At 72.6% G+C, this 18,627-nt stretch carries 19 protein-coding genes and 2 pseudogenes; 13 read left to right on the top strand and 8 right to left on the bottom strand.

From position 1 onward, the window contains the following. Positions 1-78 precede the first annotated feature (78 nt). Positions 79-408: a ferredoxin gene (gene fdxA / locus ACV7NM_RS11900; protein ID WP_030868357.1), complete on the top strand. Its 330-nt coding sequence runs from the start codon at positions 79-81 to the stop codon at positions 406-408. A gap of 187 nt (positions 409-595) precedes the next feature. Then, positions 596-1,693 carry a succinyldiaminopimelate transaminase gene (dapC, locus tag ACV7NM_RS11895; RefSeq protein WP_463410268.1) on the top strand — a complete coding sequence of 366 codons (1,098 nt, stop codon included), beginning with the start codon at positions 596-598 and terminating at the stop codon, positions 1,691-1,693. 142 nt (positions 1,694-1,835) lie between these two features. On the opposite strand, the gene ACV7NM_RS11890 is transcribed toward dapC, so the two are convergent. Next, the gene (locus ACV7NM_RS11890) at positions 1,836-2,231 is read right to left on the bottom strand and encodes an ATP-binding protein (protein ID WP_463410267.1); all 396 of its coding nucleotides are present in this window, start codon (positions 2,229-2,231) and stop codon (positions 1,836-1,838) included. A 252-nt stretch (positions 2,232-2,483) separates the two neighbouring features. Continuing rightward, positions 2,484-3,449, bottom strand: a complete 966-nt coding sequence (locus ACV7NM_RS11885) for a hypothetical protein (protein ID WP_463410266.1) — start codon at positions 3,447-3,449, stop codon at positions 2,484-2,486. Between the two features lie 98 nt (positions 3,450-3,547). Here ACV7NM_RS11885 and dapE point away from each other — a divergent pair, with 98 nt between their 5' ends. Further along, entirely contained in the window at positions 3,548-4,627 is a 1,080-nt protein-coding gene (dapE, locus tag ACV7NM_RS11880) for a succinyl-diaminopimelate desuccinylase (RefSeq protein ID WP_463410265.1), read from the top strand. A 64-nt stretch (positions 4,628-4,691) separates the two neighbouring features. Next, positions 4,692-5,516, top strand: a complete 825-nt coding sequence (locus ACV7NM_RS11875) for an LOG family protein (protein ID WP_463410264.1) — start codon at positions 4,692-4,694, stop codon at positions 5,514-5,516. Between the two features lie 96 nt (positions 5,517-5,612). Here the strand turns inward: ACV7NM_RS11875 and folP are convergent, their stop codons facing one another. Beyond that, positions 5,613-6,473: a dihydropteroate synthase gene (gene folP / locus ACV7NM_RS11870; protein WP_463410263.1), complete on the bottom strand. Its 861-nt coding sequence runs from the start codon at positions 6,471-6,473 to the stop codon at positions 5,613-5,615. 76 nt (positions 6,474-6,549) lie between these two features. Here folP and ACV7NM_RS11865 point away from each other — a divergent pair. Both ACV7NM_RS11865 and ACV7NM_RS11860 read left to right on the top strand, forming a co-directional pair. Continuing rightward, a pseudogene (locus ACV7NM_RS11865) lies at positions 6,550-6,834 on the top strand (DivIVA domain-containing protein); the annotation flags it as partial. A 41-nt stretch (positions 6,835-6,875) separates the two neighbouring features. Further along, entirely contained in the window at positions 6,876-7,457 is a 582-nt protein-coding gene (locus ACV7NM_RS11860) for a DNA-3-methyladenine glycosylase I (protein WP_463410262.1), read from the top strand. A gap of 120 nt (positions 7,458-7,577) precedes the next feature. On the opposite strand, the gene chcB is transcribed toward ACV7NM_RS11860, so the two are convergent. Next, positions 7,578-8,381 carry a 2-cyclohexenylcarbonyl CoA isomerase gene (gene chcB / locus ACV7NM_RS11855; protein WP_463410261.1) on the bottom strand — a complete coding sequence of 268 codons (804 nt, stop codon included), beginning with the start codon at positions 8,379-8,381 and terminating at the stop codon, positions 7,578-7,580. A 331-nt stretch (positions 8,382-8,712) separates the two neighbouring features. Here chcB and ACV7NM_RS11850 point away from each other — a divergent pair, with 331 nt between their 5' ends. After that, positions 8,713-8,880, top strand: coding sequence for a DUF3117 domain-containing protein (locus ACV7NM_RS11850; RefSeq protein ID WP_003966491.1), 168 nt, complete (start codon positions 8,713-8,715; stop codon positions 8,878-8,880). 113 nt (positions 8,881-8,993) lie between these two features. Here ACV7NM_RS11850 and ACV7NM_RS11845 read toward each other — a convergent pair whose 3' ends face one another. Continuing rightward, positions 8,994-9,656 carry an O-methyltransferase gene (locus ACV7NM_RS11845; RefSeq protein WP_329198019.1) on the bottom strand — a complete coding sequence of 221 codons (663 nt, stop codon included), beginning with the start codon at positions 9,654-9,656 and terminating at the stop codon, positions 8,994-8,996. A 189-nt stretch (positions 9,657-9,845) separates the two neighbouring features. On the opposite strand from ACV7NM_RS11845, the gene sigE reads away from it, so the two are divergent. The 5 genes and pseudogenes from sigE to ACV7NM_RS11820 all read left to right on the top strand — a co-directional run bounded on the left by sigE (position 9,846) and on the right by ACV7NM_RS11820 (position 14,216). Further along, on the top strand, positions 9,846-10,625 hold the full coding sequence (sigE, locus tag ACV7NM_RS11840; protein WP_463410260.1) for an RNA polymerase sigma factor SigE: 780 nt from the start codon (positions 9,846-9,848) through the stop codon (positions 10,623-10,625). Then, positions 10,622-11,098 (top strand): annotated as a pseudogene (locus tag ACV7NM_RS11835) (anti-sigma factor family protein); the annotation flags it as partial. The gene sigE and the pseudogene ACV7NM_RS11835, both read left to right, overlap by 4 nt. Before the next feature lie 328 nt (positions 11,099-11,426). After that, positions 11,427-12,722, top strand: coding sequence for a S1C family serine protease (locus tag ACV7NM_RS11830; protein ID WP_463410259.1), 1,296 nt, complete (start codon positions 11,427-11,429; stop codon positions 12,720-12,722). Positions 12,723-12,892: 170 nt separating this feature from the next. After that, positions 12,893-13,342 (top strand): sec-independent translocase, encoded by a 450-nt coding sequence (locus tag ACV7NM_RS11825; protein WP_463410258.1) that lies wholly within the window; start codon positions 12,893-12,895, stop codon positions 13,340-13,342. 136 nt (positions 13,343-13,478) lie between these two features. Then, positions 13,479-14,216, top strand: a complete 738-nt coding sequence (locus ACV7NM_RS11820) for a hypothetical protein (protein WP_463410257.1) — start codon at positions 13,479-13,481, stop codon at positions 14,214-14,216. A gap of 175 nt (positions 14,217-14,391) precedes the next feature. On the opposite strand, the gene ACV7NM_RS11815 is transcribed toward ACV7NM_RS11820, so the two are convergent. The 3 genes from ACV7NM_RS11815 to ACV7NM_RS11805 form a co-directional block, all read right to left on the bottom strand. Further along, the gene (locus ACV7NM_RS11815; protein ID WP_463413909.1) at positions 14,392-15,507 is read right to left on the bottom strand and encodes an Mrp/NBP35 family ATP-binding protein; all 1,116 of its coding nucleotides are present in this window, start codon (positions 15,505-15,507) and stop codon (positions 14,392-14,394) included. An 87-nt stretch (positions 15,508-15,594) separates the two neighbouring features. Next, positions 15,595-16,170 (bottom strand): DUF1003 domain-containing protein, encoded by a 576-nt coding sequence (locus tag ACV7NM_RS11810; RefSeq protein WP_463413908.1) that lies wholly within the window; start codon positions 16,168-16,170, stop codon positions 15,595-15,597. 124 nt (positions 16,171-16,294) lie between these two features. Next, positions 16,295-17,566 (bottom strand): magnesium transporter MgtE N-terminal domain-containing protein, encoded by a 1,272-nt coding sequence (locus ACV7NM_RS11805; protein ID WP_401530063.1) that lies wholly within the window; start codon positions 17,564-17,566, stop codon positions 16,295-16,297. A gap of 209 nt (positions 17,567-17,775) precedes the next feature. Here ACV7NM_RS11805 and ACV7NM_RS11800 point away from each other — a divergent pair, with 209 nt between their 5' ends. After that, the gene (locus tag ACV7NM_RS11800) at positions 17,776-18,570 is read left to right on the top strand and encodes a hypothetical protein (protein ID WP_463410256.1); all 795 of its coding nucleotides are present in this window, start codon (positions 17,776-17,778) and stop codon (positions 18,568-18,570) included. Positions 18,571-18,627: the final 57 nt, after the last annotated feature.

Below are 18,627 nucleotides of genomic sequence, written 5' to 3'. Positions count from 1 at the left end.
CGGAGATACTAGGCGTGGGCATCGACGACGCCGCGCTCCCGCGCGATATGGACAGCCCTACCGAGGAGGAACGAGAGCGTGACCTACGTCATCGCGGAGCCTTGTGTCGACGTCAAGGACAAGGCATGCATCGAAGAGTGCCCCGTCGACTGCATCTACGAGGGCCAGCGGTCCTTGTACATCCACCCGGACGAGTGCGTCGACTGTGGTGCGTGTGAGCCGGTCTGCCCGGTCGAGGCCATCTTCTACGAGGACGACACCCCGGAGGAGTGGAAGGACTACTACAAGGCGAATGTGGAGTTCTTCGACGAGCTCGGTTCGCCCGGTGGCGCCTCCAAGCTCGGCCTGATCGAGCGGGACCACCCCTTCATCGCGGCGCTTCCGGCGGACATCAACCCGAGTCACTGACGACGGTCGTACCGCCAGAACCGCCCCTCGGTCCCGTCCGGCCCCCGTGCCGCGCGGGACCGAGCCGTTTCCCAGGCACCGTCCGCGGCTGCCCCGCCGGCCGGCGGGAGCGCCACCGGGCAGGACCCGCAGTGAGCAGGACCGGTAGCGAGCAGGACCAGTGAGCGAGCAGAGAGCAGAGAGCACCGTGGCCGCAGTATCCACACGTCTTCCCGCCTTTCCCTGGGACAAGCTGGAGCCGTACAAGGCGACGGCGGCCGCCCACGCCGACGGCATCGTCGACCTGTCGGTCGGTACGCCCGTCGACCCGGTGCCGCAGCTGATCCGCGGCGCCCTCGTCGCCGCCGCCGACTCCCCGGGCTATCCGACGGTGTGGGGGACGGTCGCGCTGCGCGACGCGATCACGGGCTGGCTGCGCGGACGCCTCGGCGCGAGCGCCGTCGGGCACCGCAACGTCCTGCCGGTGGTCGGCTCCAAGGAGCTGGTGGCCTGGCTGCCGACCCAGTTGGGGCTGGGCGCCGGCGACAAGGTCGCCTACCCGCGGCTGGCCTACCCCACCTACGAGGTCGGCGCCCGGCTGTGCGGGGCCGAGCCGGTGGTCTACGACGACCCGACCGAGCTCGACCCGACGGGCCTGAAGCTGCTGTGGCTCAACTCCCCCTCCAACCCCACCGGCCGGGTCCTCCCCAAGGAGGAGCTGATCCGGATCGTGGCCTGGGCGCGGGAGCACGGCGTCCTCGTGTTCAGCGACGAGTGCTACCTGGAGCTGGGCTGGGAGGCGGAGCCCGTCTCCGTCCTGCACGACGAGGTCTGCGGCGGTTCCTACGAGGGCCTCGTCGCGGTCCACTCGCTGTCCAAGCGGTCCAACCTGGCGGGCTACCGGGCGGCGTTCATCGCCGGTGACGCGGACGTGCTCGGCGAGCTGCTGGAGATCCGCAAGCACGGCGGCATGATGACCCCGGCGCCGGTGCAGGCCGCCGTGGTCGCGGCCCTGGGCGACGACGCGCACGTGGAGGAGCAGCGCGAGCGCTACGCCGCCCGCCGCGAGGCGCTGCGCGGGGCGCTGGAGGCGCACGGCTTCCGCATCGAGCACAGCGAGGCCAGCCTGTACCTGTGGGCCACCCGCGACGAGCCCTGTTGGCAGACGGTGGCCCACCTCGCGGAGCTGGGCATCCTGGTCGCGCCGGGTGACTTCTACGGCGAGGCGGGCGCGAACTTCGTCCGCGTCGCCTTCACCGCCACCGACGAGCGGGTCGAGGCCGCGGTCAAGCGGCTCGGCGCGTAGCGCAGGGCAGGCAGAGCAGGTCGGCAGACGGGAAGGTCTGCGGACGGGCAGGTCGGCGGGTCCGCGCGGCCCATCCGGTCCGGAACAGCCCGAGGGGCCGGGAGTCGAACTCCCGGCCCCTCGGTGTTCCCGCGGCGGCGGGTCAGTGGCCGAGACCGCCCAGCGGTCCGGCGTTCAGCGGCAGCCCCGAGGTCGGCAGCCCCGAGGTCGGCAGCCCCGAGGTCGGCAGCTCGGACGTGGGCAGACCGGAGGTGGGCAGCTCGGACGTGGGCAGCCCCGAGGTCGGCAGGCCGGCCAGCAGCGGGCCGGCCGCCTCGGTCAGCTGAGCGGGGGCGGCCTTCGCCGCGGTGTCCGTGGCGGTGGCGGCGGTGTCGCCGACGGCGGCGACGCCGGCGTCCGGGGACGTGAGCGCGCCCAGCTGCGGCACGGACTCCAGGCCCGCGGCGCTGGCCGCGCCGGCCGCACCGACCACGGGAGCTGCCCCGGCTGCGAGGAGCAGCGCGGCACGGGCGATCCGACGGGTCAGGGGGAGGGACATGATGCTCCTAAGCGGTAGCGGCTGAGTACGCCGGTACAACCCCTCCCGGGGCGGGGTAAGTTGCGGACCCGATCGGTAAAGGATCGGTAACGCATCGTTTAATCGGCTTCCGCGACAACCGCACCGGACCCGCGCCCACCAGGCCTTCCGCCCCTTACGCGCCCCCGGCGCCGCCGGGCCGGTCACCCCCGGGCGGGGGACGTCCCGCACGCCCGAGCGATACCCGGGCCGGGGGGCGGTTCACGGCCGGGATCAGCGGTGCACGAAGATCCGTACCTCGTCCGCCTGCGCGGTGGTGTCCCGCGGCGCACCGGACCGCCCGGACGCTGCGCGCTCGCTTTGCCACGCGCCGCCCGCCTCGCCCGCCGTCCAGCCCCGGGAGGCGTACGAGACCCGGGCGATGCCCAGGTCGTGGGAGTGCGCCACCGCCCAGTAGGCCACCACCCGCGCGCGCCGGAACGCCGAGTCGGCCGGGCCCTGCGGCTGCCCGACGGTGACCTCCGCCTCCGGGGCGCCGGCGCCGGCCTTCGCGGGGGCGGGGGCGGCCGGGTTGTCCACCCGCACCTGCTTGCCGAAGATCCGCACCAGTTCCGCCCGTACTTGCTCCGGCCGGCCGGGCTCGGTGGGCGCCGGCCCGCCGCACGTCACGGAGCCGCCGCCCGCGAAGGCCGCCGTCAGTACGGTCGCGTTCGACTCGTGCTTCGCGTACGCCTGCGGGAAGCCGCTGAGCTGCACCTCCTGCGCGGCGTCGGTCAGCGGCAGCCGCTCCCAGCCCCGGACGTCCAGCAGCCGGTCGTAGAAGATGCCCGCCGCGTACACCGGGTCGCGGATCTCCTGCGGCGTTCCCCACCCCTGCGAGGGGCGCTGCTGGAACAGCCCGAGCGAGTCCCGGTCGCCGTGGTCGAGGTTGCGCAACCCCGACTCCTGCATGGCGGTGGCCAACGCGATGGTGAGCGCCCGGTCCGGGACACCCTTGGCGACGCCGACGGCCGCTATCGTCGCCGCGTTCCCGGCCTGCTCCGGCGACATCTCGTACGGCTCGCCCGCACCACCGCTGTGGCCCCCGGGCGCCTCGGCCGTGCAGTGCGGGGCGCCGCCCCCGCCGTTGGACTGGTACTGGACGACGAGGTAAGCGCCGAGCGCGAGCAGAACGAGCAGACCGGCGATCTTGAGCAGCGGTCGGCGACGGCGCGGGCTGGAGTGATCGGTGGGGGACACGCGGCCCACCGTACTTGAGCTGCGTGACCGGCTCGCCGGACGCGTCCACCGGCCGGACCGGCGGGCCCCCGTCAGGGCCCGGGCGTTAGGGTCGGTCCATGTCCCAATCCGAGCTGGACCTCACCCTGGACGCTGCCGAGCTGACTGCCCGGCTCGTCGACATCCCTTCCGTGAGCGGCGACGAGAAGGTCCTCGCCGACCTCGTGGAACACGCGCTGCGCGGCCTGCCGCACCTGACGGTCGACCGCTTCGGGAACAACGTCGTCGCCCGCACCGACCTCGGCCGCGCCGAGCGCGTCGTGCTCGCCGGCCACCTCGACACGGTCCCGATCGCCGACAACGTGCCCTCCCGCCTGGACGAGAACGACGTCCTGTGGGGCTGCGGCACCACGGACATGAAGTCCGGCGTCGCCGTGCAACTGCGGATCGCCGCGACCGTGCCCGAGCCCAACCGGGACCTCACCTTCGTCTTCTACGACCAGGAGGAGGTCGCCGCCGACCTCAACGGCCTGGGCAAGGTCGCCGAGGCCCATCCCGACTGGTTGGAGGGCGACTTCGCGGTCCTGCTGGAGCCGTCGAACGCCGAGGTGGAGGGCGGCTGCCAGGGCACCCTGCGCGTACTGCTCCGCACGGCCGGCGAGCGCGCCCACTCCGCGCGCAGTTGGATGGGCTCCAACGCCATCCACGGCGCCGCCCCGATCCTCGCGAGGCTGGCGGCGTACGAGGCCCGCAAGCCGGTCATCGACGGCCTGGAGTACCACGAGGGCCTGAGCGCGGTCCGCATCGAGGGCGGCGTCGCCAACAACGTCATCCCCGACTCCTGCACGGTGACGGTCAACTTCCGCTATGCCCCGGACCGGAGCAAGGAAGAGGCGCTGGCGCACGTGAAGGAGGTCTTCGAGGGCTGCGACATCGCCGAGTTCATCGTCGACGACTTCTCCGGCGGGGCCCTGCCCGGCCTGTCCCACCCGGCCGCCGCGGCCTTCATGGAGGCGGTCGGCGGGCGCGCCATGCCCAAGTTCGGCTGGACCGACGTGGCCCGCTTCAGCGCGTTGGGAATCCCGGCGGTCAACTACGGCCCGGGCGACGCGCTGCTGGCGCACAAGGTCGACGAGCGGGTCGAGACGAAGGCGATCCTGCACTGCGAGGAGCGACTCCGCGCCTGGCTGACCTCCTGAATTCCGCTCCTCGTCACCTTCGTGCGCCTAACCTGATCGAACGATCAGCAGGAGGGAGCACATCATGGGCAACCACCGCAATTCCGAGGGTTTCGCTCGTCGGCCCGAGGAGCAGCAGCTCGGACCGGTACTGCGCAGGCGGAGCCAGGTGCAGGCGGGCAGTACGACGGACCAGCGGCTGCTGGACTCCGCCGGGCCCTCCGAGTGGGTGCACACCGATCCCTGGCGGGTCCTGCGCATCCAGTCGGAGTTCATCGAGGGATTCGGCACGCTGGCCGAGCTTCCCCCGGCGATCAGCGTGTTCGGGTCGGCCCGTACCCCGGAAGGCTCGCCGGAGTACGAGGCGGGCGTACGGATCGGACACGCGCTCGTCGACGCCGGTTTCGCCGTCATCACGGGCGGCGGCCCGGGGGCGATGGAAGCCGCCAACAAGGGCGCCCGGGAAGCCAACGGGATCTCGGTCGGGCTGGGCATCGAGCTCCCCTTCGAGCAGGGGCTGAACCAGCACGTCGACCTCGGGCTGAACTTCCGGTACTTCTTCGTCCGCAAGACGATGTTCGTGAAGTACAGCCAGGGGTTCGTGGTGCTGCCCGGCGGGCTCGGCACGCTGGACGAGATGTTCGAGGCCCTGACCCTGGTCCAGACCCGGAAGATCACCCGCTTCCCGATCGTGCTCTTCGGCACGGAGTACTGGGGCGGCCTGATCGACTGGCTCAGGAACACCGTCGTCGCGCAGGGCAAGGCCTCCGAGTACGACCTGTGCCTCTTCCACGTGACTGACGACGTGGAGGAGGCCGTGACGCTGGTCAGCAAGGAGGTCGGCGAGGGCACGAACGAACGAGTCGCCCGCGCCGCCACCGAGGAGGCCGCCCGGGAGGCCGGCGACTGATTTACCGCCGCCCCTCTCGCGCGGTTCGACGCCGGGGCGCCTCCCCGGCGTCGGGCGGCTGCGCCGGCTGCCGGCCTCCGGCCGGGACCCGGCGGGTCAGGCGAGTCCCCGGCGGGCGACCGCCGGGGGCCGGTGGCCCTGGATGGACGCCACCATGTCGAGCACCTGTCGGGTCTCGGCGACCTCGTGCACGCGGTAGACCCGCGCGCCGAGCCAGGCCGAGACGGCCGTGGTGGCGAGGGTGCCGAGCAGACGTTCCTTCACCGGCTTGTCGAGCGTCTCGCCGACGAAGTCCTTGTTGGACAGCGAGACCAGCACCGGCCAGCCCGTCTCGGTCATCTCGCCGAGCCGCCGGGTGGCCTCCAGGGAGTGGCGGGTGTTCTTCCCGAAGTCGTGGCCCGGGTCGATCATGATGGCGTCGCGGCGCACCCCTAGCGCGGCGGCCCGCTCGGCCAAGCCCACCGTGACCCGCAGGACGTCCGCCATGACGTCGTCGTACGCGGTGCGGTGCGGTCGGGTACGCGGCTCGACCCCGCCCGCGTGGGTGCAGACCAGCCCGACGCCGTACCGGGCCGCGACCTCCGCCAATTTGGGGTCGACCCCGCCCCACGCGTCGTTGAGGACGTCCGCGCCGGCCTCGCACACCGCTTCGCCGACCTCGTGCCGCCAGGTGTCCACGCTGATCACCACGTCCGGGTGGCGGCGCCGGACCTCGGCCACGAAGCCGACCGTACGGCGGGCCTCCTCGGCGGCGTCGACGTGTTCGCCGGGACCCGCCTTGACCCCGCCGATGTCGATGATCGCGGCGCCCTCGGCCACCGCCTGCTGGACCCGGTCCAGCGCGGGCTCGTCGTGGAACGTCGCGCCCTGGTCGTAGAAGGAGTCAGGGGTCCGGTTCACGATGGCCATGATCACCGGCTCGTGGGTGTCGAACTCGCGCCTGCCCAGTCGCAGCATCCTGCTCTTTCCTCCTTCGGCGGCCCTCGCGCCTCGCCTGCGACCTTAACCTGGTGGCCGGAGTCTCTCAGGGGAGTTGATCGTGTTCTGGTTCTTGCTGATCGCGCTGGTCGTGGTCGTGGCCGCGGTCACCCTCGCGGTGGTCGGCGGAGGTACGGAGGCCGTGCTGCCCGAGGCGGAGCCGGACCGGGTGGCCGACTCGCTGCCCGAGACCCGGCCGTTGGTACGGGCGGACATCGACGCGCTGCGGCTGCCGGTCGCACCGCGCGGCTACCGGATGGCCGAGGTGGACGACGTACTGGACCGGCTGGCGGCCGAGCTGGCCGAGCGGGACGCGCGCATCGCGGAACTGACGGCCGCCGTCTCCGCACACGCCCGCGTCGACCTCACGAAAGAGGACCGGTGAGCGGCGCCCCGGCGGTGGCCGGGCCGGACGGGATCCTGCGCTGCCCCTGGGCGCTTTCGGCGCCGGAGTACATCGCCTACCACGACACGGAGTGGGGCCGTCCGGTCCACGGGGACGACGCGCTGTACGAGCGGTTGTGCCTGGAGGCGTTCCAGTCGGGGCTGTCCTGGATCACGATCCTGCGGCGGCGCGAGGGTTTCCGGAAGGCGTTCGCGGACTTCGCGATCGAGGCGGTCGCGCGGTTCGACGAGAGCGACGCGGAGCGGCTGATGCTGGACTCGGGGATCATCCGCAACCGGATGAAGATCGAGGCGACGCTGGCGAACGCGAAGGTCCTCGCGCGGTGGGAGCCGGGCGAACTGGAGGCGCTGATCTGGTCGCACGCCCCCGAGCCGGGCAGGGCCCCGCAGACCCTCGCCGACGTCCCGGCGGTGACGACGCAGTCCACGGCGCTCGCCAAGGCGCTCAAGAAGGCCGGCATCCGCTTCGTCGGGCCGACGACGGCCTACGCCCTGATGCAGGCCTGCGGCCTGGTCGACGACCACCTCGCGGCCTGCGGCTTCCGGCACCGGGACTGACCACCGCCGGAACCCGCCGGCCGCCCGCCGCGAGCCCCGGCCGACCGCCCGGACCCGCCCGGAAGCGCCCGGCCCGGCCGCCCGCCGCGAGCCCCGGCCGACCGGGCGAGACGACTGGGCCTAGCGGCCCAGGTACTTCGGGGGCTGCTTCGCCAGGAACGCCTCGACCGCGATGCCGTGGTCCGCGGAGGCGCCCGCGCGGGTCTGGAGGACGTCCTCGTGGTCAAGGGCCTCCGACAGCGAGTGGGACGCCCCGTACGCGAGGGACTCCTTGAGGGCCGCGTAGGCGACGGTCGGTCCCGAGGCGAGGGTCCGGGCCACCGACGCCGCCTCCGCGGCCAGCTCGTCCGCCGGGACGACGCGGTTCGCGATGCCGAGTTCGTACGCCTCCCGCGCCGTGACCGAGCGCGGGAACAGCAGGAGGTCGCAGGCGCGCGAGGCGCCGATCAGCCGGGGGAGGGTCCAGGAGACGCCCGAGTCGGCGGTCAGCGCCACCCCGGCGAACGAGGTGTTGAAGGAGGCCGTGTCGGCGACGACCCGGAAGTCCGCCGCGAGGGCGAAGCCGAAGCCGGCCCCTGCCGCGACCCCGTTCACGCCCGCGACGACCGGCTTCGGCATCTCCGTCAGCGCCCGCACGATCGGGTTGTAGTGGTCCGCGACCGTGCTCATCGTCAGCGACGAGCCGCTCTCGCGGTCGGCCGCGAGGTTCCCGATGTGCTCCTTGAGGTCCTGGCCCACGCAGAAGGCCCGGATACCGGCCGCGGTGAGCAGGACCGCGCGTACCTCCGGGTCGCCGCCGGCGGCCTGGACGGCGTCGCGCAGGGCGACCTTGGCCTCCGTGTTCATGGCGTTCATCGCGTCGGGCCGGTTGATCGTGATGGTGGCGAGTCCGTCGGTGACTTCGTAGAGCACGCTGTCGGCCATGTCGGGGGTCCCCCTTCGTCGCGGGCTTGGCTACCGGCCGGTACCGGCGGGTGCAAGGGCCAGCATGGCGGACCGGGCGCGGGCCGGGCATGTGATGTGCGTCAAAGAAAGAAGAGCCCGGCCGCCGGGCGCAGCGGCGAAGTATCGCAGGCCGATCCCCGAAATGAGTGGTTTTGGTCAAGCGCGTTGCACAAGCGTTCCCCGCCGATGTTGGTCATCGGGTCCTGACATGCGGGATAATGGCTGGGAAGCAATGTGTTCGATGCCGGGTACTAGGCGCCTGAATGGGGCCGTCGGCGACGATGAGCTGGTTTCAGGAAGGGGAACGAGCATGGCGGCCATGAAGCCGCGGACGGGCGACGGCCCGCTCGAGGTCACCAAGGAGGGGCGAGGCATCGTCATGCGCGTACCGCTCGAGGGCGGCGGTCGACTTGTCGTCGAGCTGACGCCGGACGAGGCGGACGCCCTGGGTGACGCCCTGAAGAAGGTCGTCGGCTGATCCCCCGAGGACGCTGACAGGCACTTCGCCTACGAAACTCCGCACCGCCCCGGCCGCCTCGCGCGGCCGGGGCGGTGTCGTAGTCGCCGGTCGGGCCGCGGCGGGGCCGCGCGTCAGCGGCGGACGGCGCACAGCAGGCCGTCACCCACCGGGAGCAGCGCGGCCTCCAGGGCCGGACTCTCGCGCACGCTCCGCAGCAGTTCGCGGACCCGGAGCACCTCCACCGGCTGGGCGGCGGAGTCGACCGTACGGCCGTCCGAGAAGACCCCTTCGAAGCACACCAGACCGCCCGGACGCAGCAGCCGCAACGATTCCGCGAGGTAGTCGAGGGACTCGGTGGGGTCGCCGTCGCAGAAGACGAGGTCGTAGCCGCCGTCGGCGAGCCGGGGCAATACGTCGAGGGCGCGCCCGGGGATGAACCGGGCGCGGTTGCCGGCGAAGCCGGCGGCGCGGAAGGCCTGGCGGGCGAAGGCCTGCCGGTCGGGCTCCGGGTCGACGGTGGTCAGCACCCCGTCCGGGCGCATTCCGTACAGGAGGTGGATGCCGGAGACACCGGTCCCGGTGCCGATCTCCGCCACCGCCTTGGCGTCGGCGGTCGCGGCCAGCAGGCGCAGCGCGGCCCCCGTGCCCGGGGAGACGGAGCGCAGCCCCGCTTCCCTGGACCGGTCGCGGGCCCATCGCAGAGCGTCGTCCTCGGCGACAAACGCGTCGGCGAACGCCCAGCTCGTCTGCCGGTTGCCGCTAATGACCCTCTCCTGTCCCCATAGTTGGCGCAACGGTGACTGTATCCGTTGACGTCGGGAACCCGCAGATGGGACCGGGCGTTGAAAGAAGCAGACGCGGTACGGATGCGGGATAGAGGGGACGGCAGAGGGCAGATCGGCAGTCCGGGTGCCCGAGGACCCATAAGACTCTTGCAAAGTTACTGCAAAAATACTTATCCGGAGCTGACGGGAGGGGTGGCTATGGTAGGGGCTCCACTGGACACCACCAGAGCCGATAGGGGAGGTGCGGCTGCGCCTACGGATCGTAGGGGCGTTTTCCGACGCCTCTTCTGGTCGGCAGGTGAGCCGAAATCCGTGACCGAGACTGCTGACCGCTTCCACTCCGTCGACACCGCAACCACCGCGACCTTTGCCGCCGACGCGGGATCGCAGGCGTGGACGCCTCCCTCCTGGGAGGAGATCGTCAGCACGCACAGTGCGCGGGTCTATCGCCTCGCCTACCGACTGACGGGCAATCAGCACGACGCCGAGGACCTCACCCAGGAAGTCTTCGTCCGCGTCTTCCGCTCGCTGTCGACCTACACGCCCGGTACGTTCGAGGGCTGGCTGCACCGCATCACCACCAACCTCTTCCTGGACATGGTCCGCCGCAAGCAGCGCATTCGGTTCGACGCGCTCGGCGACGACGCCGCCGAGCGGCTGCCCAGCCGTGAGCCGTCCCCGCAGCAGGTGCTCCACGACACCCACTTCGACGCGGACGTGCAGCAGGCGTTGGACACCCTCGCGCCCGAGTTCCGCGCGGCCGTCGTGCTGTGTGACATCGAGGGTCTGTCGTACGAGGAGATCGCCGCCACGCTCGGCGTGAAGCTCGGCACCGTGCGCAGCCGCATCCATCGGGGCCGCTCGCACCTGCGCAGGGCGCTCAAGCACCGGTCGCCCGAGGCCCGCGCGGAGCAGCGCGCGCTGGCCGGGGCGGCGGTGGGCGCTCCCGGTGCCGGGGGAGAGGGCGGAGCCGAGTGAGCGGAACCCGACCGTCCCCCGCCGAACAGCACTTGGGCGACCGGCTCGCCGCCCTCGTCGACGGGGAGCTGAGCCACGACGCCCGCGAGCGGGTGCTCGCGCACCTGGCGACCTGCCCCAAGTGCAAGGCCGAAGCCGACGCCCAGCGCCGGCTCAAGACCATGTTCGTGGAGAGCGCGCCGCCGCCCCTGTCCGCCGGGCTGCTCGCCCGCCTGCAAGGCCTGCCGGGTGGTGATCCGGGGAACCCTCCCCCCGGGTCGCCGGGAGGCGGAGGCCCGACGGCGACCTTCGGCTACGTGGCTCCGGCCGCGCCGCGCGAAGCGCTCCGTATCCATGAGGTCGGCCGGGCCCACGAGCCGGGCCGCCCCAGACGCCGGTTCGCGTTCGTCGCGGCCGGGGCGGTCTCGGCCGCCGCGCTCGCCCTGGGCGGCGCCCTGCCGTTGGACTCCGTCGAGCCGGGGGCCTCGCGGGGCGATGCGCCGGCGGCGCGGCCGGGGCCGTACGTACCCCTGACCGACGCGGTGGTCCGCGACCGGCTTCCGAGCCCCGGTGTGCTGCCCACCCTCGCGCCGCCCCGGGGGGTGCTGGCCCCGTCCGCGCCGGTCTCGGCCCGCCCTGCCGTGTCCCTGGCGCGCTGACCCCGTCCGGCCGGGCCCCGTCCGGCCGTGCCCGGTCCGCCCGCGCCTCGTGCGCGGGCGCCCGTGGGAGACGACACGCGCGCGGACCTGATTGAATCGGCGCCGTAGGCGCCGCCCGGCGGTGCGACAGCTGTGGAAGTCCGCCAGCCGCGGGGGAGCGCCCATGTCCGACGACCAGCACACCGAACCGGCACCGGCGCCCCGCTGGTGGAGCCGTCCCGAGGGCCCGGTGGACCTACCGGGGCCGCGAGCGCCCGAGCCGGAGCCGGCCCCCGTACCGCCGGCCGCGCCCCGTTACGACCCTTGGGCCGCCGCCCCGTTGCAGGTCGTCGACTCGGGCGGGGCGCCGCGCCGGGGGCCGCGGTTGGGGCAGCTCGTGGCCGCCGGGGTCGTCATCGCCCTGCTCGCCGGGGCCATCGGCGGATACGTGGGCGTCCTCAGCGAGCGCCGCAGCAGCACCCGCCTCGAACTGCCGCAGGCCGCCGTCGACCACAAGGACCGCGCTCCCGGGAGCGTGGCCGGGATCGCCGCCACCGCCCTGCCCGGCGTCGTCACCCTGCACGTCAGCAGCGACAGCGGCGGCAGTACCGGTACCGGCTTCGTCCTCGACGCCGACGGGCACATCCTCACCAACAACCACGTGGTCGCCGACGCCAAGGACATAACCGTCACCTTCAGCACGGGTGAGAGCGTCACCGCCGAGGTGGTGGGCCGCGACGGCGGCTACGACCTGGCCGTCGTCAAGGTCAGCGGAGTACGGGGGCTGCGCCCGCTGGCCCTCGGGAACTCCGAGAACGTCCGGGTCGGCGACCCGGTGGTGGCCATCGGCGCGCCGTTCGACCTCTCCAACACCGTCACCGCCGGCATCATCAGCGCCACCGGCCGCCCCATCACCGCGGGCGGCGACAAGGGGGACGGCAGCGACATCAGCTACGTCGACGCCCTCCAGACCGACGCCCCCATCAACCCCGGCAACTCCGGCGGCCCGCTCCTGGACTCCCAGGCCCATGTGATCGGCATCAACAGCGCGATCCGGGGCGCTGACAAGGCCCAGGACCAAGGCGATGGCGCCCGCCAGAGCGGCAGCATCGGCCTCGGCTTCGCCATCCCGGTCAACCAGGGCAAGCGGGTCGCCGAAGAACTGATCCGCACCGGCCACGCCACGCACCCCGTCATCGGCGTCACGCTCGACATGCAGTACACGGGCGACGGAGCGCGGGTCGGCGCCAAGGGCGAGGACGGCAAGCCGTCGGTCGTCGCGGACGGGCCGGGCGCCCGGGCCGGGATCAAGGCGGGCGACGTGATCACCAAGGTGGACGGGCAGCGCGTCCACGGCGGGGACGAGCTGATCATCAAGATCCGGGCCCACCGTCCCGGCGACGCGCTGACCCTCACGGTGCTGCGCGAGGGCAAGGAGCGCACTTTGAACCTGGTCCTCGGCTCCGCCGGCGGATCATGACCGCCGGGGGCGTCCGGGGCCTCCGGGGCTCCGGTGAGAGGCCCGTTGAGATGTCCGGGGAGCATGCGCGGGGCCGAAAGCGGGATCGGTGCCTCCTGGCGTAGGGGCACGGACGCGGGGCCGGGTACCGTTGTGCAGGCCGGACGTGGAGAGAGCCGAGGAGCGGCAAGGTGTTCAACGACATAGGCGCACTCGAACTGGTCACGATCGTGGTGCTCGCCATCCTCATCTTCGGCCCGGAGAAACTGCCGAAGATGATCCAGGACGTCAGCGGGGTCATCCGCAAGATCCGGTCGTTCTCGGACAGCGCCAAGCAGGACATCCGCTCGGAACTGGGTCCGGAGTTCAAGGACTTCGAGTTCGAGGACCTCAATCCCAAGACCTTCATCCGCAAGCACCTGGCGGAGAACGAGGACCTCAAGGAGATCCGCAGCAGCTTCGACCTCCGCAAGGAGCTGAACGAGGTCACCGACGCCGTCAACAGCAGGGACACGCAGCCCGGGCCGGTCGCCGCGGGCGCCGCCGCCACGCCCGCCGTCGCCGCCGGTCCGGATCTCGTGAAGAAGCCCGCCGCCCCCGCCCCCGAACAGCGCACGCCGTTCGACGCCGACGCCACCTAGGCGACTGCCTGCCCGGCGATCGGGGGCCGGATGGCTATCCTCTCCATCTGTCCGGACGCAGGGCACCCGAGGATGGGAACCCCCCGCGCAGCGAGGGGAGGGCCGTTCCGGACCCCACGGAACGAGAGGCGCCCAGATGGAGACGACCAGCAGCCGGGTAGGGGCACAGCCCGCGGAAGCCACCGCCGAGGCCCCCGCCACCGCACCACAGCCGACCCCGGAGCCCGAGCGGCCCCCCGCACCGCCGGAAGCCCAGGAGAGCGCCTCGCCCACGCCGACGGCCCGCCGGGCGCTCGACGGCTACCTGCGGGCGGACTTCCCCTGGTACGGGCTGGACGGGGCCTTCACCGGCCCCCGCTGGCTCATGCAGGTGGGCGCCGCCGCCGACGGCGCCGTGGAGCACGGTTCTACCGGCCACGGCGACGAGCCCTCCGCCCGCGGTGAGATCGCCACCGGCGAGAAGGAGCGCTTCGCGGTGGTGATCACCGTCGCCAGCAACCCCGTACGCCGCAGCGGCGACGGCACCGGTGTCCTGGAAGCCACCTCGGTCGCCTCCGCCGCCTGGCTGGCCGGCTCGGGCCTGCTCGCCTACAGCTGGCCCGGCCAGATGGACCACTCCCTGCGCAACGACTGGCTCGACCAGCAGACCGAGGCGGCCTGGGAACTCGCCGACGACCTCGAAGGCGCCGACTGGTCGACGCTGTCGCTGCCGGTCGACGGGGAGCCGACGACCTTCCACTACCGCGAGTCGGAATTCGGTTGGGTGCTCGCCGGCTCCACCCGGGCGGGCGTGCACCTCGGTGCGTACGGGCGCGGGATGAGCGCGTACGGCATCGGCTTCGCGGCCATCCCCGACCTAGGCACGTACGCGTAACGACCGAAACGCCGACGGCCACGACGGCTACGGCTACGGCTACGACCCCGACGACCAGGCGGGAATCCGCCGCGACGCCGGCGGCGAAGGCACCCTGAAAACAGACACCCTGGAAACAGGGAAGGGCACCGCGGAACCCCGCGGTGCCCTCGTCACACCCTCGCGCCCGGAACGCTCAGAACTTGTTGCGCGGCGTGATGCCAAGCGACATGCCCGACAGGCCGCGGGCGCGACCGCCCAGCTTCCCGGCGATCGAACGCAGCGCCGCGCCCGCCGGTGAGTCCGGGTCGGACAGCACGACGGGCTTGCCCTCGTCGCCGCCCTCCCGCAGCCGTACGTCGATCGGGATGCTGCCCAGCACCGGCACGGTCGCGCCTACCGTCTTGGTCAGCCCGTCGGCCACCTTCTGGCCGCCGCCCGAGCCGAACACGTCGACCATCTCGTCGCAGTGCGGGCAGGGCAGGCCCGACATGTTCTCGACGACACCGACGATCTTCTGGTGGGTCTGGACGGCGATCGAGCCCGCCCGCTCGGCGACCTCGGCCGCGGCCTGCTGCGGGGTGGTCACGACCAGGATCTCGGCGTTCGGCACGAGCTGCGCCACGGAGATCGCGATGTCACCGGTGCCCGGCGGCAGGTCGAGCAGCAGCACGTCCAGGTCGCCCCAGAAGACGTCCGCGAGGAACTGCTGGAGCGCCCGGTGCAGCATCGGACCGCGCCAGACGACCGGCGCGTTGCCCGGCGTGAACATGCCGATGGAGATGACCTTCACGCCGTGCGCCGACGGCGGCATGATCATGTTCTCGACCTGGGTGGGGCGGCCGTCCACGCCCAGCATGCGCGGCACGCTGTGGCCGTAGATGTCCGCGTCCACGACACCGACCTTGAGGCCGTCGGCCGCCATCGCCGCCGCCAGGTTGACCGTGACCGAGGACTTGCCCACGCCGCCCTTGCCGGACGCGACCGCGTACACGCGGGTCAGCGAACCCGGCTTGGCGAAGGGCACCTCGCGCTCGGCGGTGCCGCCGCGCAGGGTCGCCGCCAGGTCCTTGCGCTGCTCGTCGCTCATCACGTCGAGGGTCACGGAGACGGAGGTGACGCCCTCGACGCGCTCCACGGCCTCGGTGACGTTCTTGGTGATGGTCTCGCGCATGGGGCAGCCCGACACCGTCAGGTAGACCGTGACCGCGACCGCGCCGCCGTCGCCGATCTCCACCGATTTGACCATGCCGAGGTCGGTGATCGGCTTGTGGATCTCGGGGTCGTTCACCGTCGCCAGCGCGTCCAGGATCGCGTCCTGCCCGGGCACGGCGGCGGAGCTTGTGTCGGTAGCCATGTCCCGATGGTACGGCTCGGTAGCACGCCGCCGGTAAGCCCGTCAGCGGTCGTCTTCGTCACGTTCGGGCGCGAGCAGCCGCCGCTCGTCCATCTCCTTGATGAGGTCCTGGAACTCCGAGCGGATCCAGTCGCGCGTCGCGACCTCGCCCAGGCCCATCCGCAGCGAGGCGATCTCCCGGGTCAGGTACTCCGTGTCGGCGATGGAGCGCTCGTTCTGCTTGCGGTCCTGCTCCAGGTTGACCCGGTCCCGGTCGTCCTGCCGGTTCTGCGCCAGCAGGATCAGCGGGGCCGCGTAGGACGCCTGGAGGGAGAGCACCAGCGTCAGGAAGATGAACGGATACTCGTCCCAGCGCAGGTGCGGCGGCGCGAAGACGTTCCACAGCACCCAGACGACGATGACGATCGTCATCCAGACGATGAACCGGCCCGTGCCCAGGAACCGTGCGACCCGCTCCGAGAGCCGCCCGAACGCCTCCGGGTCGTACTCGGGCAGCAGCCGCCGCCGCGCCGGGCGCGGTTGGTCCAGCCGGACGCGCGAACGCGTCAGGGCGCTCGCCCCGGAGGGCACGCCCGCCTTCGCCCGCTCGACGGAACGTTCCGTCCGCTCGTGCCGCAGCCGCTCCGCCGCCTCCAGACGCTCCGAGAGGCTGTCCCGCGCCTGCTCGCGCCGCTCCCGGCGCCGTTCGCGCGCCGCCTCGCCGCGCGGCCCGTCGCCGCGCTCCGCGCGCCCGCGCCCCCGCTCAGTGGCCACGCACGGCCTCCTCGGAATGGAAGTCCGTCTCCCGCCAGTCGTCCGGCAGCAGGTGGTCGAGCACGTCGTCCACGGTCACCGCGCCCAGCAGCGAGCCGCTCTCGTCGACGACGGGTACCGCGACCATGTTGTACGCGGCCAGGTAGCTCGTCACCACGGGCAGCGAGGCGTCCGGCCGCAAGGGCGGCAGGTCCGTGTCCACGATCGAGCTGACCAGCGTGAACGGCGGATCGCGCAGCAGCCGCTGGAAGTGCACCGTCCCCAGGTACTTGCCCGTCGGCGTCTCGTCCGGCGGCCGGCACACGTACACCTGCGCCGCGAGCGCCGGGGACAGGTCCGACTGGCGGACCCGGGCCAGCGCGTCCGCGACCGTCGCGTCCGGGCGCAGCACGATCGGCTCGGTGGTCATCAGGCCGCCCGCCGTGCGCTCCTCGTACGACAGCAGACGCCGCACGTCCGCCGCGTCGTCCGGCTTCATGAGCGTCAGCAGCCGCTCCTTGTCGTCCTCCGGCAGCTCGGACAGCAGATCGGCCGCGTCGTCCGGGTCCATCGCCTCCAGGACGTCGGCCGCCCGCTCCTCCTTGAGCTTGCCGAGGATCTCCACCTGCTCGTCCTCGGGCAGTTCCTCCATGACGTCGGCGAGCCGGTCGTCGTCGAGGGCGCTGGCCACCTCGGCGCGCCGCTTCGGCGTCAGGTGGTGCAGTACGTTCGCCACGTCCGCCGGGCGCATCTGCTCGAAGGTGGCCACCAGGTTCTCGGCGCCCTGGCCCTCTTCCTCCAGCGAGAACCCGGTCACCGCCGACCACTCCACGGTCAGGGTCTCGCCCCGCCGGCGCAGTGCGCCGCCCTTGCCCTTGCGGACGAAGATGCGGTCGATCTCCCAGTCCCGGCGGGCCGGCAGCTGTTGGATGGCCACGTCCAAGACGGTGACCTCCTCGCCGGTCGACACCAGCTTCACGCGGCGGTCCAGCAGCTCACCGAGGATCAGCCGCTCGGTGGGGCGCTGCTCGAAGCGCCGCATGTTGACGACTCCGGTGGTGATGACCTGCCCGGACTCCACACCCGTCACCCGGGTCATGGGCAGGAAGATCCGCCGCCGGCTGACCACCTCGACCACCAGGCCCAGCAGCCGCGGCGGCCGGCCGCCGACGCGCAGCATGGCGACGAGGTCGCGCACCCGGCCCACCTGGTCGCCGTTGGGGTCGAAGACGGGCACACCCGACAGATGTGAGACGAAGATCCGCGGGGCGCCAGCAACCATCCGAGCGCCTCCTAGAACGTGAACCGACCGTCGATCAACAATCCTGCCGAGCCTCAGGCTAGCCCGTGGCCCGGGAGGGCGTCCTGGTGGGGCCGTCGGACGGCGTCCGTACGGGGCCGGACGGGCGGCTTCCACACCGGGCGCGGGCCGCGCGGAACGGGCGGGTACGCTGCCTGCTGCCCCAGACGACCGACCGGGAGGCACCGCACGTGACCGCCTACTTCCCCGCCGCGCGCCTGCGCCGGGCCGCCTTCATCGGCGCGCTGTGCGCGGGCCTCACCGTCACCGTCACGGGCTGCGGCGGCGGCGAGGACCCCGACAAGGGAACCAACGGCGTCGGCAAGCTGCCCGCGGACCAGATCGAGGCGAAGGCCAAGGCGGCGGCCGGCGCGGCCTCCTCGGTGCACCTGTCCGGTTCGGTGGTCACCGGCGGCAAAACCTTCACCCTCGACATGCGCCTGAAGGGCGACGGCGGTTCCGGCGAGGTCAAGTCCCAGCAGGACACCTTCCAGGTGCTGCGCATCGGGGAGCAGCTGTACCTGAAGGCGAACGCCGCCTTCTGGGGGAAGTCCGACTCGGCGGGGAAGCTCGGCGACAAGTTCGTGAAGGTGCCCCAGAGCGACCCCACCTACAAGCAGTTCCGCGGCTTCACCGACATGCACGTGTTGCTCGACGGGCTCCTCGGCCTCGACGGCAAGCTCACCAAGGCCGCCTACGGCAAGGTGGGGCACGGGCGCGTCGTGCCGGTCCTCGCGGGCGGCGGCAAGGGCGGGCGGCTCTCCGTGTCCCTGGAGGGGACCCCGTACCCGCTCCTCATGGAACGCGCGGGCGGCGCCGGGCGGGTGGAACTGGGCGACTGGGGCCAGAACTTCTCGCTGAACGCGCCCGCGGAGGACCAGACGGTGGATTACGGTGCCCAGTTGCCCACCACCAAGGACACGAGCGGCGCCGGCCCCGGCCCGAGCAAGAGCTCCGGCCAGGGCTCCGATCTCACGGGCGGCTGACCCCGGCGCGGCCGGACCGGCCGCCCGCCGCCCGGCAGCCTCCGCCCGGCGGTCCAC

The organism is Streptomyces sp. Tek67B01 (genome assembly GCF_055231995.1).
The sequence above is the reverse complement of the archived record's forward strand: the minus strand, read 5'-3'. Positions and strand labels throughout refer to the sequence as shown.